The sequence below is a fragment of the Olleya sp. YS genome, assembly GCF_029760915.1.
GTDB lineage: Bacteria > Bacteroidota > Bacteroidia > Flavobacteriales > Flavobacteriaceae > Olleya.
Genome location: NZ_CP121685.1, coordinates 595,280 through 610,908, shown reverse-complemented (window position 1 = coordinate 610,908; position 15,629 = coordinate 595,280). Strand labels below are relative to the sequence as shown.

Sequence of the window (15,629 nt, the reverse complement as noted above, 5' to 3'; positions counted from 1 at the left end):
AAAACGCGAACCATTTGGTTCGCGTTTTTTGTTCATATAGCTTACTGTTTTATTAATCGTTTTGTTTTTATCTCACCGTTTTCTAATTCTATTTTAATAAAATAAAGACCTACGGGTAAAGAATTAATGTTAATTTCTTTGCTTGTATTGAATTTAATATCTTTATATTCTAATAGTCTTCTTCCAAATTGATTAACTATTTCCAAATTTTTTATATTATCAATGCTTTTAAACTTAATTCTATCTTTAGCTGGATTAGGATAGATATTAACTTGACTTGTTCTAGCTGTAACTGAAATAGAATTTTCACCCCATGGTCCATATCCACCATCTAAACATCTTGTTCTTACTCTTATAAAATACGTAGTTGATGCTGATAAATTAACGAGAGTTGTAAAATCGTAACCACCATGTAACCATGAATTTGAATTTTCACTTCTGTATTGAAACTCATATTCTGTATTATTATCATAAGGACTCCAAGTCACATCCAGACCTTCAGCTAAACTAGGAGGTAAATTATTGTTGTTTGTTAGAGTAATGGTTGTAGGTGGGTTTATATTACAAGTAGGAGCTGTATTAAAAGTTTTAATTGGGCTCCATGCAATACTAAACAAACCATTGGCACATCTACCTCTTACACGTACTTCATAATTAGTGTCAGGGCTTAAGTTGTCGATTAAAATATTAGTATTTACAATGTTATTTATTGTCGTCCATTGAGAAGCAGATGAAATTTTATATTCAAGTTGATAACTCACACTTTGATAAAGAGGATCCCAATCAATCTGAGCAGAATCATCTGTAATACTATTAATTGGTATATTCACAGAGGGTGGTGATAAAGTGCATTGATCTAAAGTTGAAAAATTCGAAGATCCACTAAAATTACCAGTAACACCATTACACCTGGTTGCTACCTTCCAATTGTAAGAACTGTTATATGAGAGATTACTTAAGTTATAATAAGTCACATTTTGATTAATATTGACAGTAGTATAATTTCCGTTGCCTTTTCTATATTTTAATTCATAGCCTTCATTGTTACTTACGTTGTTCCAACTTAAGGTTGCACTAGAATCTTGAATATTTGATTCACTCAAAAGAGAAGGTGATGGTAAGTTACATTCAGGCGAAGTTTCATTGACAACAATTTGATAATAATCTTGACTTACCCATTGAGCGTTAGAGCTATTGTTAAATTGTGCATATAGAATCCCATTTGTAGCATTAAAGTCTGATGCATTAAGCGTAAAGGTAAACCATGCACCTGGGTTAGTACCCATAGAAGACAACACATTAAATGGAGTGCCTTGAACTATCGGTGTACTAGAAGCTGTTTTTTTTGTCAAAACTTTAAGTTGCCCATCCCAACCTGGTGTTGTAGCTGATACGAATACTTCTAAAGTAGTACTTGAGCCACTTTCGAGTTCAATTGTACCATTGTTAGGTATGCTTTGACCGTTTAGGTAAGACATATTAGATAAATGGACTGTGACTGATTGAGTCTTAGATCTTCTATTTTGATTGTTTTGCGCTTTCATAATAAAAGCACATAAAAAGAACATTGTAAAAAGTTTAATTTTTTTCATTGTTTAAATTTTATAATTAATAACTATATATAATATAAGATTTTTCTTAACATTCTACAAAAGAATTAGATAAAAAAAACGCAAACCGAATGGTTTGCGTTTTTTTATTTAGATAGTTTTAAAATCTTATTCTCCTAAAAAAGGATATCTGTAATCTGTTGGTGTTACAAAGGTTTCTTTAATCATTCTTGGAGATACCCAACGTAATAAGTTTAAGGCACTACCAGCTTTATCATTGGTTCCAGATGCTCTAGCACCTCCAAACGGTTGTTGTCCAACAACAGCTCCAGTTGGCTTGTCGTTAATATAGAAGTTTCCAGCACAATTTTGTAAGGCTTTAGTGGCTTCAATCACAGCATATCTATCTTGCGCTAAAACTGCTCCTGTTAAAGCGTAATCACTAGTTTGATCTACTAATTGTAACGTTTCAGAATACTGGTTGTCTTCAAACACATAAATGGTAATAACTGGACCAAATAACTCTTCACACATGGTTGTGTATTTTGGGTCTTCTGCTACTAAAACGGTTGGTTCAATAAAGTAGCCTTTACTCTTGTCATAGTTTCCACCAACAATAACCTCTACACCTTTATCTGCTTTGGCTTCATCGATGTATTTGGCTAATTTATCAAAAGAGCCTTCATGGATAACAGCTGTAATAAAGTTGCTTAGATCTTCTGGAGATCCCATTTTAAAAGACTTCACATCCTCAATAACGTATTGTTTAACCTCGTTCCAAATACTTTTAGAGACATATGCTCTAGAAGCCGCACTACATTTTTGACCTTGAAACTCAAACGCACCTCTTACAATTGCAGTTGCTACTTGTTTTGGATGAGCAGTTTGGTGTGCAACAATAAAGTCTTTACCACCAGTTTCTCCAACAATTTTTGGATACGTCTTATAGTTGTGGATATTGTTTCCTATTTGTTTCCATAGTTCTTTAAAAACATAAGTAGAACCAGTAAAGTGTAACCCTGAAAAGTCAGGACTAGCTAACACAGTATCTGTAATCATTACTGGATCACCAAAAACGACATTAATAACTCCTGCTGGTACACCAGCTTCCTTAAACACATCCATAATAACTTTTGCTGAATAGATTTGCGAGTCGCTTGGTTTCCATACCACAACGTTACCCATTAATGCCATACAGGCAGGTAAGTTTCCTGCAATTGCAGTAAAGTTAAAAGGGGTTACTGCATACACAAAACCTTCTAAAGGTCTGTATTCTAAACGGTTCCATGCATCGCTAGTACTTTCTGGTTGTTCATGATAAATGTCTGTCATGTACTGTACATTAAAGCGTAAAAAATCAATCAACTCACAAGCTGCATCAATTTCTGCTTGATGTACAGTTTTAGATTGCGCAATCATGGTTGCTGCGTTTATTTTAGCTCTGTAAGGTCCTGCAATAAGTTCGGCAGCTTTTAAAAATATTCCTGCTCTGTGTTCCCATGGTGTATCTGCCCAAGCGGTTCTTGCTTCTAAAGCTGTTGCAATAGCATCATCAATATTTTTTTTCTCAGCTAAATGGTAAGTTCCAACGACATGTTTATGATCATGTGGAGGTGACATTGTTCTGGTGTTACCAGTAGTTACATCCTTACCGTTAATGTACATTGGTACATCAATTTTACTGTTAAACATTGCTTTATATGCTTCCAAAACTGCTGCGCGTTCTGGAGAACCTGGTGCGTAACTTTTTACGGGTTCGTTAACAGCAATTGGTACATTGAAAAATCCTTTTCCCATGATTGTTATTGTGTTTTAAGTTTAAAAATTTAAAGCACAAAGTTACGGATTTTTGTTGGGTTTTATATTACTGTAAATTTGTAAAATAGAATATCAACATAAACTAAATAAAGCTTGTGTGAAAGGTAGAATTTATAATGTTTTAAGAGTTAATTTAGTGCAAAAGGTGCACTTAGTTTAAATGTAGGAATGGTAACATTAAACTTTTTTGTGGTTGTAAAGTTTACCATACTGTAGAAGCCTTTCATGGCTCCAAAAGGAGAGGTTAATAAACAACCTGAAGAATAAGTATGTGACTCACCAGGTTTTAATACTGGTTTTTTACCAATTACACCTTCACCTGTAACAATTTCTTTGTGGTTTAAAGCATCAAAGATGGTCCAGTGTCTAGCATTAAGCTGAACTGAATCCTTACTCTGATTCTCGATAGTCACTTTATAACCAAAAGCGAAGTGAATTTTATAATTTTTATAAAACGTCCCTTCAAAATTAGTTTCTACCGAAATTTTTATACCTCTTGTTACCTGTTGTACCATGTGATTAAGCGTATTGCCTGATGTAAAAATAACAAAATATCTTTTTATTACGTGCAAATTTTAAGTTGTAACGTAGATTTTAACGTTTAGTTAGTGATCCCAACCGAGTTTTTTTCACCTAAACCGATAATTTTATCATATCTAGCACCTAACTCTCTGTAATATACTAATACTTTATAATTATTTTCTGTTTGCCAAAAGCTACCTCCTATCTTATGCTCATCAATATTACCGTTTTTGTCAACAATCACATATTTATAATTATAAAATCCTTGTTTCAATAATATTGCAGTACTATAAATACCTTCATCTTCATAATATTCTAATTTGGTTTGTTCTTCAATATCATAGTTATTAAAGTTGCCAAAGACGTGTATTGATTCTCCATCCTCAAGTTTTGGATAGTCTAATGCAAAATGTACCCAAGCATAATCTGCTTCGGTTTCTGGTTTGTCAATATTTAGAGCAGTAATAAAAAAGTTTCCGTTAATGTCTGGATTGTAAGTGTATTCGCGATCAAAACGTGGTAAATTAGTGTACAGATAAGTCTGGTAAAGGTCTTCCAATCTTATATATTGGACTCCGTTATTAGCTGCTCTAATTTCTTTATTTTCAAAACTTAAAAACTCATTACCACCAAAAAAGCTAGAGGCTTCATTGTATCTGTAACTTAATTCATTACCCAATATGTATTGAGGCTTTAAGTTAGTAATAGCAGTTTTTAAGTTATTATTCTGAATAATTACTGTTTTAACAGTTTCCTTAGGATTTACAAACTGAATCTGTCCAGAGTTAATCGTAATATCTACAGATTGTTTTTCTTCAATTTTCTCAACATCTCTAGAGCGTCTTATTTGCACACCTACATTAGCTTGTTGCTCGTAGACCATAAATTTTCTACTAAAAATAATATCATCATAATCGTCATAAATGGTAATAGTATAATTACCAGTTATTTTAATAGAACGTGTAAACTGATTTGGAATAGTTAATCTGTAATGCGAAAACGTTTGTAGAGTATTAAAAGAGTTTTGATAGTTTCTTATACGTTGCTCATCAAATCCCTCAAGATATTCAGATTCTACCAGAATGGAAGGTGTCCAGTCGAAGTTGTAATGTTTAATTTCGTAGTAATAATCTTCCTCATCTCCATTTAAAGCATCAAATTCTAAGATAAAAGGTTGACCTAGTTGAATTATAGGTAACTGACTCTCCGAAGTACCACCATTAAAATAGATAGTTTTTATATAATCTGGAGGAGTAATTTCTTCAACTTGAGAGAAACACAATGAAGTTGTTAAAAGAAGTAGAAAAAAGTGTTTAATGTTTTTAAGCATTTATAAGCGGATTTATAAAACAAAGATAAACAAAATCTGTGCCCAAAAGTTTTTCTGTGTTATTTGTGAATTTATTATCTATTTATTCTTAAATTTGCACGGATTTTTATTTCCTTAAAAAATCATAATCAGTATAACTATTAACCAATAGATTTATAATATGTCAAACGACATTAAGATAAAAAAAGGTCTGGATATAAAATTAGTAGGGGAAGCCGAAAAGGTGACCGAAAATGCTATAATTAGCAATTTTTATTCTATTAGACCTGAAGATTTTCACCAAGTTACTCCAAAATTAGCAGCAAAAGAAGGCGAAAAAGTAAAAGCAGGACAGCCTGTGTTTTATGATAAGTCTAACGAAGCTGTAAAATTTGTATCTCCTGTTTCTGGAGAGATTATCGAGATTGCTCGTGGTGAAAAAAGAAGAATTCTTTCAGTAAAAATTCAAGCAGACAAAGAACAGTCGTATCACGATTTTGGTAAGCTAGATGTTAATTCAGCGAAAGCTGAAGACATTAAAGCACGATTACTAGAATCCGGATGTTGGGCTTTTATAAAGCAACGTCCTTACGATGTAATTGCAAATCCTGAAAGTGAACCCAAAGCGATATTTATTTCGGCTTACGCAAGTGCTCCTTTAGCTGCAGATTTAGATTACGTGTTACAAGGTAAAGAAGCAGAGCTTCAGGCTGCAGTAACAGCGCTAAGTAAATTAACAGCAGGTCAAGTACACGTTAGTGTTGGTAAAAACGGAAACTCGCCTTTAGCAAATTTATCAGATATTACTTTGCACAAAGTATCTGGTCCACATCCATCGGGAAATGTAGGGACACAAATCAATAAAATTGATCCAATAAATAAGGGAGAAGTTGTTTGGACAGTCAATGCACAAGACTTGGTTGTTATTGGAGAATTATTATTAACTGGAAAATTCAATGCAGAGCGTATAGTAGCTTTAGTTGGGTCTTCAGTAAAAAAACCACGCTACTTTAAAACCAAATTAGGAAGCGAGATAGCGACTATGGTATATGATAATGGTGTGGATAAAGATGGAAATGATCGTATTATATCTGGAAATGTACTAACAGGGAAACAAGTAAAACCAGACGGTTATTTAGATTATTATAGCAATACCATTTCTGTAATTCCAGAAGGTGATGATTACGAGTTTTTCGGATGGAACAAACCTGTTTTTAACAAAGTTTCAACGTCTAGAGCTTTAACGTTTTCATGGTTAACACCAAATAAAAAGTTTGATTTAAATACCAATACTAACGGAGAGCATCGTGCATTTGTGGTTACAGGAACTTATGAAGAAGTATTTCCATTAGATATTTATCCAATGCAAATATTAAAAGCTTGTATGTACAAGGATTTAGATGAAATGGAAGCTTTGGGAATGTACGAAGTTGCACCAGAAGACTTTGCGTTAACAGAGTTTGTTTGTGTGTCTAAGCAACCGCATCAAAAAATTATAAGAGAAGGATTAGACTTAATGCTTAAAGAGATAGGATAATGGGCTTAAAAAGTAATTTACATAACTTAAAAGAAAAGTATAAAGGAACCAAAATGGCTCCTGCGTTTAACGCGATTCATACTTTTTTATACTTGCCAAATGAAACCACTCATGGTGGTACACACATTAAGGCAGCAGACGATTTAAAACGTACAATGAATACTGTAATCATGGCTCTAGTACCATGTTTAATTTTCGGTATTTTCAATGCAGGTTACCAACATTATGCAGCTATAGAAGCAGCTAAGGATGGTGTAATGAGAGAGGTTTCATTATTTGGTAATTTTTTAACTTGGGACAATTTTGTGGTTGGTGCTTGGACAGTATTACCACTAGTTATTGTATCCTATGGCGTTGGACTTATTGTAGAATTTATTTTTGCAGTAATTAAAGGTCATGAAGTAGAAGAAGGGTATCTAGTAACAGGTATGCTAGTGCCATTAATAGTTCCTATAGATATACCATTATGGATGTTGGCAGTAGCAGTAATTTTTGGAGTTGTTATCGGAAAAGAAGTATTTGGAGGTACAGGAATGAATATTCTAAATCCAGCTTTAACAATTCGTGCTTTTTTATTCTTTGCTTATCCAACATGGATGTCAGGTGATAAAGTATGGGTACATGAAGCAGTAGAACGTGCTGGTACAGCAGATGCTATTTCTGGCGAAACTATCCTTGGAGCTTATGCACAAAATAGTAGTCTAGCAGGAATTGATTATATGGATATGTTCTTAGGATTTATTCCAGGTTCCGTTGGAGAAACCTCAAAACTATTAATAATAATTGGTGCATTATTTTTGATTTTTACAAAAGTTGGAAGTTGGAGAATTATTATTTCTACGTTAATTGGAGCTTTAACCATGGGATTAATTTTCAATGGTGTAGTTGATGCAGGTTGGATAGGAGAATCAAGTAAGTTTTATGGATTAATGAATGTCCCATTCTGGCAACATTTAATAATAGGTAGTATTTTGTTTGGAGCAGTCTATATGGCAACAGATCCTGTAACAGCTTCACAAACTAATAAAGGAAAATGGATTTATGGATTTTTAATCGGATTCATATCAATTATGATACGTGTATTTAATCCAGCCTATCCAGAAGGTGTGTTTTTAGCAATTCTTTTAATGAATGTCTTTGCACCAACAATTGATCATTACGTTGTGCAAGGTAATGTAAAACGCAGAATGAAACGTTTAAAAGTTAAAACAGCATAATTATGGCAATCAATACAGACAAAAATTCATATACCGTAATATTTGCAGTAGCAATGGTATTAGTTGTTGGATCTTTATTAGCTTTTACTGCATCTTCATTAAAGCCTAATATTGCTGAAAACAGAAGAATGGAAAAGCAACAAAATATTTTGTACGCTTTAGGAGTAAACGGAAACGAAAGTACTGGTGATATCACTTTTGTGTCTACAGACAAAGTTGCTGAAGCTTTTAAAACTAACATTAAAGAACAGTTAGTTTTAGAATACAAAGATGGCAATATTGTTAAGACCATGAACAGAGAACAGTACATGGATGAATATAAACAAGAACCTTATTTGATTGATGTTAAAAAACAACAAGCAAGATTAAAAGCAGGTGAGTCTCGATTATTGCCACTATTCATTGGAGAAAGTGAAGGTAAAACATACTACGTTGCTCCTATAAGAGGTAAAGGACTTTGGGATGCTATTTGGGGTTATGTTGCTTTAGATGAGGATATGATAGTTAGAGGTACGTTTTTTGATCATGCAGCAGAAACACCAGGTTTAGGAGCAAATATCAAACAACGATACTTTATGGATGACTTTTATGGGGAAAGATTATTAACCGAAGCAGGTGTATTCAAAGGTATTACTGTCGCTAAAGGTAATAATGATCCAAAAAACGAAATTAAAGACGATTATGAAGTTGATGCTTTGGCAGGAGCCACTATTACTGGTGATGGCGTCTCTGCAATGATTAAAAACGATTTAAGGTTATACTTAGGGTATTTCGAAAATTTAAAAAAACTAGCTAGCAAATAATTATGGGACTACTTTCAAAAAAAGACGCAAAGTTAATAACCGATCCTTTAGCAGATAACAATCCAATTACTATTCAAGTATTAGGTATTTGTTCTGCTTTAGCGATTACAGCAGAGTTAAAAGCGTCGCTGGTAATGAGTATTGCAGTACTATTTGTAATGGGTGTAGGAAACGTAGTAATCTCTTTAATGAGAAACGTTATACCTTCTAAAATTAGAATTATTGTACAACTTATTGTTGTCGCTGCTTTAGTAATAATTGTAGATCAAGTGCTAAAAGCTTATGCTTACGAGTTAAGTAAAACACTTTCAGTATTTGTAGGTTTAATAATAACCAACTGTATCATCATGGGACGCTTTGAAGCGTTTGCTTTAGGTAATGGTCCTTGGCGTTCTTTTCTAGACGGAATTGGAAACGCGTTAGGTTATGCAGTTATCCTATTAATAGTTGGATTTTTTAGAGAATTATTAGGTGCAGGTACTTTATTTGGTATTCCAGTACTTGGAGATCCAATTGAAAAAACAGGAGTTTACTCAATAGGTTACGAAAACAACGGATTTATGTTAATGCCTCCTATGGCTTTAATAGTTGTTGGATTAATAATTTGGGTACAACGTAGTAGAAATAAAGCATTAATCGAAGATTAAAAAGAATATGGAGCATTTAGAATTATTTTTCAAATCGATTTTTATAGATAACATGGTATTCGCAGTATTCTTAGGAATGTGCTCTTACCTTGCAGTATCTAAAAAAGTAGCAACAGCTGTTGGACTTGGTGCAGCAGTAATCTTTGTATTAGCAATCACAGTACCTTTAAACTGGTTACTAGATCAATATATATTACAACCAGGAGCGTTATCATGGTTAGGTGCAGACTATATAGATTATGACTTAAGTTTCTTGTCATTTATCATGTTTATTGCAACTATTGCAACTATGGTACAATTAGTAGAAATTGTGGTAGAGAAATTCTCACCATCATTATATAATTCACTTGGTATTTTCTTACCACTTATTGCAGTAAACTGTGCGATTTTAGGAGGTAGTTTATTCATGCAATCTAGAGAAATCGAAACTTTAGGCTTAGCATTAAACTACGGAATATCTTCAGGGATAGGATGGTTTTTAGCAATACTTGCAATAGCAGCAATTAGAGAAAAAATTAGATATAGTAATGTGCCTGCTCCATTAAGAGGATTGGGAATCACGTTTATTATCACAGGATTAATGGGAATAGGTTTTTTAAGTTTTGGAGGTATGTTAACTGGAGGTGATGAAGAAGCCCCTAAAAAGGAAACTACAGCTGAGGTTATTAAAGCTGAAGACAAAAAAGAATTAGCTAACAATACTAAAGTAATTGAGTAATATGATTTTAGCAGCAGGAACATTAGGAACAGTATTAGCAACTGTAGCAGCGTTTTTACTAATAACATTAATATTAGTGAGCTTACTACTTTTTGTAAAACAAAAATTATCACCATCTGGACCAGTAAAAATTACGATTAATGGTGAAAAAGAAATTGAAGTCGCTTCAGGAGGTACATTATTATCTACCTTAGGTAGTAACAAAATATTCTTACCATCTGCTTGTGGTGGTGGTGGAACTTGTATTCAATGTGAGTGTCACGTTTTATCTGGTGGTGGAGAAGCTTTACCAACAGAAACACCTCACTTTTCAAGAAAAGAATTAGCACATGGTGCGCGTTTATCTTGCCAAGTAAAAGTAAAGCAAGACATGGAAATTACCATTCCAGAAGAGGTATTCGGTATTAAAAAATGGGATGCTGTAGTAGTGCGTAACTACAATGTAGCCTCTTTTATTAAAGAGTTTGTAGTAGAAATTCCAGAAGATATGAATTACAAAGCTGGAGGATATATTCAAATTGAAATTCCGCCATGCGAAATTAAATACGAAGACATAGATATTACAGCCCACCCAGAAGAGCATGAGACTCCAGATAAGTTTCAAAACGAGTGGGATAAGTTTGGGTTATGGCCTTTAGTAATGAAAAACAACGAGACTGTAGAGCGTGCTTACTCAATGGCTTCTTATCCTGCTGAAGGACGAGAAATTATGCTTAATGTACGTATTGCAACTCCACCATGGGATCGTGCTAAAAACGGATGGATGGATGTAAATCCAGGAGTAGCATCGTCGTATATATTTGCTCAAAAACCAGGTGATAAAGTTGTTATTTCTGGACCTTACGGAGAATTCTTTATTAACGAGAGTGATTCAGAAATGTTATATGTCGGAGGTGGAGCAGGAATGGCACCTATGCGTTCTCACTTATACCATTTATTCAAAACCTTAAAAACAGGTCGTAAAGTAACGTATTGGTATGGTGGACGTTCTAAGCGTGAGTTATTTTATATAGATCACTTTAAATCGTTAGAAAGAGACTTCCCTAACTTTAAATTTTATATGGCATTATCAGAGCCTTTAGAAGAAGACAATTGGAAAGTTAAAAAAGATATTAATGATGAAGGAGATGGGTTTGTAGGATTTATTCATAACTGTGTAATTGATAACTACTTAAATCATCATGAGTCTCCAGAAGATATAGAATTATATTTCTGTGGACCACCATTAATGAACCAAGCGGTTCAGAAAATGGGAGAAGATTTTGGTATCCCAGATGAGCACATCAGATTTGATGACTTTGGAGGATAATATTCCTTTGTAAAAAGGAATCTCTTAATAGATATTAAAAACCCAATACGAACGTATTGGGTTTTTTTTATACTAATATATCGCTTAGTTGATAACGTGGTTTATGATTTTCAGTTTCAAATAGTTTTGAATAATTCATCACGTCAGGAATATTATCTAACTTACATAAAACCTTAACAGCTTCAGTTAAACCATTAAATAAAACAGAGTTGTCTTTTGGATTCTCTGGTTTTTTGTTTGTTCCGTTTAACGGTAACTCGTAACCACAACCTTTTAAAAAAGCAGCTTCGATATGTAATAACTCTAAGGGTGTGTAGCCAAAAAAACGCTTCCCGAAGTTTTGATTGACTAATCCAACATAGTTTAGTTTTACAGAGCCATGTGCATCTGTAAGATGTGTCCAAAACTCTAAATTATTGCATATATTACCTACTGCACATTTTGTACAATATTCTGGATGTAACGTTCCATCATGAAACGCATTATACAACTTGCTCAGCGCAATTTCTAATCGAGATGGAAGTTCCATAGTTTTCTTTTTACCTAAGATATTAAAAATCTTAGGGTTAAAGAATAAATTTTTCTTAAAACTTGACAGGTTATGGCAACAATTCTCTTATAAATTGCGTTATTTATTTTATGAAAAAACTAACCATTGTTTTGTTACTTATTGTTGGTTTAGGTTTAGTCGCTTACCAGTTTAAACCTGTAAAACAGCATGTAGATGTCGTTGTCAATGCTATAAATACTTCAGAAGATTTAATATTAAAAGAAGGTCAAACCATACAATCGCGTGTCAAATTACCAAAAGGTTACACTCGTGTAAATTATCCTAAAGGGTCGTTTCAAGAGTATCTGCGACAGTATGAATTAAAACCCTTTGGAAGTAAAATTATTAATTATGACAATACGGAATACTATTGGCAAAAAGGGCATATTGGGATATTAGATATTCCAGTGCCAAAAAATGGATTACAACAATGCGCAGACGCTTTAATTAGAATTAGAAGCGAATACCTTTGGGATACTAATAGAAAAGATGAAATAGGTTTTAATTTTACCTCTGGACACTATTGCTCTTGGACAAAATATGCAGCAGGCTATCGACCAAAAATAAATGGTAGTAAAGTATCATTTCATAAAACAGCGTCAGTCAATAATAGTAAAGAAAACTTCTATAAATACCTCAATTTAATTTACATGTATTCTGGGACATTATCTTTATATCATGAGTTAAAGCCCATAACTAAAGTTGAAGATTTAAAAATAGGAGATATGCTTATTAAAGGTGGAAGTCCAGGTCATATCGTGATGTTAGCAGATGAAGCTATAAATGCTAAAGGCGAAAAACTATTCCTGTTATTTCAGGGTAATACACCAGCTCAAAGTGTGCATTTAGTTAAAAATTTAGAGGATAACCTTATTTCTCCTTGGTATGATTTAAAACTAAATGCTGTAATACCAGTGTCTAATTATACGTTTTATGATTCTAAATTTGCTAGATTCAAATAATGCTGTCATTCCTGCGAAAGCAGGAATCCACTTTCCATTATAAAAGCTTTATCGTATTTTTGTATTTAATTAATAAAATTCCCATTTTCATGGGAAATGAATATGAGTAAAGCCTTAACACCTCAAGAGTTACATAACCTTGCTATGAACCATGTTGGTAAAGATTTAGAGCAACGCGGCTTCGAGTTTATTGCTGTAAACAGTAAACTTAAAAAGCATCCACAATTTGTTTGTATGGATGCTAATAAACAGTATTTTTTTGTGATTGTAAAAGCTGTATTGCTTCCAGAAAACGCAAATAATTATGATATAGTTTGGATGGAATCTTTTAAAGAGCATGCTAGAGCACACAATTCAAAAGTATTGTATGCTGGTGTTGGTTTAGGTAATCCTAATGGCGAAGATTTACCTATTTATTTAAATGAAGAATATTTAATTGAATATAACGGAATACAACTCATTGAAACCAACTTAAATTAAAATGAAAAGAATATCCATTATTGTAATATTATGTTTGTTTTTTTCGTGTCAAAAAGATCCACAATTAGTTCAAGTTTCTGGACCTGTTTTTGGAACAGGATTTAGCATCCAATATTATGATAATGACGGAAAAAGTTATGCAAAACAATTTGACAGCTTATTTTATGTGATTAATAAATCCATGTCGAACTATCAGGCAAATTCCGACATTTCTAAACTAAATAGAAATGAAATTATTACAGTAGATAACCATTTTAAAGTTGTGTTTAAAGCTGCTAAACAGATTTACCGAGAAACCGAAGGTGTTTTTGATCCAACTATTGGACGATTAGTCAACGCATGGAATTTTGGCTCTGAAGAAAACAAAACTGCTTTAGATAGTGCTACTGTAGATAGCTTAATCAAGTTTGTTGGTTTAAATCGAGTTGGATTAGTAAACCACACTATTAAAAAGCCAAAAGAAACCTTTATAGATTTTAATGCCATAGCTAAAGGTTATGGAGTTGATGTGATTGCAGAATTTTTAGAAACTAAAAATATCAAAAATTACATCGTTGATATTGGTGGCGAGTTGCGTGCTAAAGGTATTAACCTCAAAAAGCAAAAAGGATGGACTGTAGGTATTGAGAACCCTAATTTTGATGGCTCTCAAAGCGTTAGTCAAGTAATGGTACTAACTGATGAAGCTATGGCGACTTCAGGTACTTATCGTAAGTTTAAAATTGATGAAAACGGAAATAAATACGCACACATCATAAACACAAAAACAGGGTATCCAACCAAAACCAATATTTTAAGCGTCTCAGTAATTGCAGAAACCTGTATGATGGCAGATGGTTACGCTACCGCTTTTCAAGCTATGGGAATAGAAAAAGTAGATTATTTTTTATCAACTCATCCAGAATTAAAAGTGTATTTAATTTTTGAAAATGATAAGCAAGAACTAGAAACACTTAACATAAATCAGTTTCCTGTAAAGTAATTTATTTGTAAACTACAGGAATTATCTCTCCTTTTGCTAAGCAATATTGTTCTATCGCTTCTGCGCAAAGCTGTGCAGTATAATCTACTTCCTCAACTTTAAAACCAATACTTCTTAGCTTGTCAAAATAATCACGACCATAAATACGTACATGGTCATATTGACCAAAGATTTTGGCTCGTTCTTTTTTATCTGTAATAGAATTGTCTTCAAAAGTTTTATCTCGATTTAAGTCTTGTGGGATTTGAAAGACACCAAACCCTCCAGGCTTCATGACACGAAACAATTCTTGCATTGCTTTTGTGTCATCCGGAATATGCTCTAGTACATGATTACACAAAATAATATCATAGCTGTTATCTTCAAAAGGAAGGTTACAAATATCTGCCTTAACATCGGCAATTGGCGATAATAAGTCTGTGGTCGTGTAGTTTAAATTATTAAGTTTTCTAAAACGTTTTAAAAAACATTGCTCTGGAGCAAAATGCAATACTTTTTTTTCAGCTGAAAAGAAATCGGTTTCATTCTGTAAATACAACCATAATAATCTGTGACGTTCTAAAGATAGTGTGGAAGGTGATAGTACATTATTTCGTTGTTGTCCATAACCATAAGGTAAAAAGGTTTTAAAGCTTTTACCATCAATTGGGTCAGTAAATTTATTCCCTTTCAAAAATAAAGCTAAAATAGGACGAACAACATAACTTAACCTTATAAGTAGAGGTCTAGGGATGATGTTTAGAATATATTTGAAGAGTTTCTTTAACACGAATTTCACGAATTTTCACGAACCTTTACAGTACGATTCTTTTATATTTTAAGCTGTCCTCACCAAAATTAATCAACAACCCAAGTTTTAATTTAGATACTGCTAAATAATTTAGCGTTTGTTTTACATGAGAGTCGATTAAAGCATTAATAGCTTTTATTTCAAGTACTATTTTATCATCAATAATAAAATCCGCTTTATACTTATGTGGCAGTAAGTTTCCTTTATATGTAATATCATACTTAGTCTCTCTGGAATACTTAATATTATTATCAATAAATTCAATTTCTAAAGCATCACCATAAACCATTTCACTAAATCCTTTACCTAATTCTCGATGTACTTCCATGCAAATGCCAATTATTTTGTAGGCATCTTCTTTATAAATAAGATTTGACATTAAATTAAATTTTAATAGTAAAGTAAGAAGTTTTGAGTAAGCAAATTAGTGATAAT

Annotated in this window: 16 protein-coding genes; 9 read left to right on the top strand and 7 right to left on the bottom strand. The window is 32.9% G+C overall.

Features of this window, described 5'->3' with window-relative positions:
* Positions 1 to 41: 41 nt before the first annotated feature.
* The 4 genes from Ollyesu_RS02935 to Ollyesu_RS02920 form a co-directional block, all read right to left on the bottom strand.
* Positions 42 to 1,568, bottom strand: a complete 1,527-nt coding sequence (locus Ollyesu_RS02935) for a fibronectin type III domain-containing protein (protein WP_279302309.1) — start codon at positions 1,566 to 1,568, stop codon at positions 42 to 44.
* A 150-nt stretch (positions 1,569 to 1,718) separates the two neighbouring features.
* Positions 1,719 to 3,347, bottom strand: coding sequence for an L-glutamate gamma-semialdehyde dehydrogenase (gene pruA / locus Ollyesu_RS02930; RefSeq protein WP_279302308.1), 1,629 nt, complete (start codon positions 3,345 to 3,347; stop codon positions 1,719 to 1,721).
* A 149-nt stretch (positions 3,348 to 3,496) separates the two neighbouring features.
* Complete coding sequence (gene apaG / locus Ollyesu_RS02925; protein ID WP_279302307.1) at positions 3,497 to 3,883, bottom strand: Co2+/Mg2+ efflux protein ApaG; 387 nt, start codon at positions 3,881 to 3,883, stop codon at positions 3,497 to 3,499.
* Between the two features lie 86 nt (positions 3,884 to 3,969).
* A complete protein-coding gene (locus Ollyesu_RS02920) occupies positions 3,970 to 5,220 on the bottom strand; it encodes a type IX secretion system plug protein domain-containing protein (protein WP_279302306.1) in 1,251 nt (416 codons plus the stop codon).
* Between the two features lie 160 nt (positions 5,221 to 5,380).
* On the opposite strand from Ollyesu_RS02920, the gene Ollyesu_RS02915 reads away from it, so the two are divergent.
* The 6 genes from Ollyesu_RS02915 to nqrF are packed head-to-tail and all read left to right on the top strand — an operon-like array spanning position 5,381 to position 11,430.
* Positions 5,381 to 6,736, top strand: a complete 1,356-nt coding sequence (locus tag Ollyesu_RS02915) for a Na(+)-translocating NADH-quinone reductase subunit A (RefSeq protein ID WP_279302305.1) — start codon at positions 5,381 to 5,383, stop codon at positions 6,734 to 6,736.
* Positions 6,736 to 7,953, top strand: coding sequence for an NADH:ubiquinone reductase (Na(+)-transporting) subunit B (locus Ollyesu_RS02910; RefSeq protein WP_279302304.1), 1,218 nt, complete (start codon positions 6,736 to 6,738; stop codon positions 7,951 to 7,953). The genes Ollyesu_RS02915 and Ollyesu_RS02910 overlap by 1 nt, the downstream gene beginning before the upstream one ends.
* Positions 7,954 to 7,955: 2 nt before the next feature.
* Positions 7,956 to 8,756, top strand: coding sequence for a Na(+)-translocating NADH-quinone reductase subunit C (locus Ollyesu_RS02905; RefSeq protein ID WP_279302303.1), 801 nt, complete (start codon positions 7,956 to 7,958; stop codon positions 8,754 to 8,756).
* A gap of 2 nt (positions 8,757 to 8,758) precedes the next feature.
* Complete coding sequence (locus Ollyesu_RS02900) at positions 8,759 to 9,403, top strand: NADH:ubiquinone reductase (Na(+)-transporting) subunit D (RefSeq protein ID WP_279302302.1); 645 nt, start codon at positions 8,759 to 8,761, stop codon at positions 9,401 to 9,403.
* A gap of 7 nt (positions 9,404 to 9,410) precedes the next feature.
* The gene (nqrE, locus tag Ollyesu_RS02895) at positions 9,411 to 10,121 is read left to right on the top strand and encodes an NADH:ubiquinone reductase (Na(+)-transporting) subunit E (RefSeq protein WP_279302301.1); all 711 of its coding nucleotides are present in this window, start codon (positions 9,411 to 9,413) and stop codon (positions 10,119 to 10,121) included.
* A gap of 1 nt (position 10,122) precedes the next feature.
* Positions 10,123 to 11,430 carry an NADH:ubiquinone reductase (Na(+)-transporting) subunit F gene (nqrF, locus tag Ollyesu_RS02890; protein WP_279302300.1) on the top strand — a complete coding sequence of 436 codons (1,308 nt, stop codon included), beginning with the start codon at positions 10,123 to 10,125 and terminating at the stop codon, positions 11,428 to 11,430.
* Positions 11,431 to 11,497: 67 nt separating this feature from the next.
* Here nqrF and Ollyesu_RS02885 read toward each other — a convergent pair whose 3' ends face one another.
* On the bottom strand, positions 11,498 to 11,959 hold the full coding sequence (locus Ollyesu_RS02885) for a Na(+)-translocating NADH-quinone reductase subunit F (protein ID WP_279302299.1): 462 nt from the start codon (positions 11,957 to 11,959) through the stop codon (positions 11,498 to 11,500).
* Between the two features lie 110 nt (positions 11,960 to 12,069).
* Between Ollyesu_RS02885 and Ollyesu_RS02880 the strand changes: the two genes are divergently transcribed.
* From Ollyesu_RS02880 to Ollyesu_RS02870, 3 genes are all read left to right on the top strand, one after another.
* Positions 12,070 to 12,942, top strand: coding sequence for a DUF4846 domain-containing protein (locus tag Ollyesu_RS02880; RefSeq protein ID WP_279302298.1), 873 nt, complete (start codon positions 12,070 to 12,072; stop codon positions 12,940 to 12,942).
* 102 nt (positions 12,943 to 13,044) lie between these two features.
* Positions 13,045 to 13,422: a Na(+)-translocating NADH-quinone reductase subunit F gene (locus Ollyesu_RS02875; RefSeq protein ID WP_279302297.1), complete on the top strand. Its 378-nt coding sequence runs from the start codon at positions 13,045 to 13,047 to the stop codon at positions 13,420 to 13,422.
* Between the two features lies 1 nt (position 13,423).
* Positions 13,424 to 14,404, top strand: coding sequence for an FAD:protein FMN transferase (locus Ollyesu_RS02870; RefSeq protein ID WP_279302296.1), 981 nt, complete (start codon positions 13,424 to 13,426; stop codon positions 14,402 to 14,404).
* Between the two features lies 1 nt (position 14,405).
* Here Ollyesu_RS02870 and Ollyesu_RS02865 read toward each other — a convergent pair whose 3' ends face one another.
* Both Ollyesu_RS02865 and Ollyesu_RS02860 read right to left on the bottom strand, forming a co-directional pair.
* On the bottom strand, positions 14,406 to 15,173 hold the full coding sequence (locus tag Ollyesu_RS02865; protein ID WP_279302295.1) for a class I SAM-dependent methyltransferase: 768 nt from the start codon (positions 15,171 to 15,173) through the stop codon (positions 14,406 to 14,408).
* Between the two features lie 25 nt (positions 15,174 to 15,198).
* Positions 15,199 to 15,573, bottom strand: coding sequence for a GxxExxY protein (locus Ollyesu_RS02860; RefSeq protein WP_279302294.1), 375 nt, complete (start codon positions 15,571 to 15,573; stop codon positions 15,199 to 15,201).
* Positions 15,574 to 15,629: the final 56 nt, after the last annotated feature.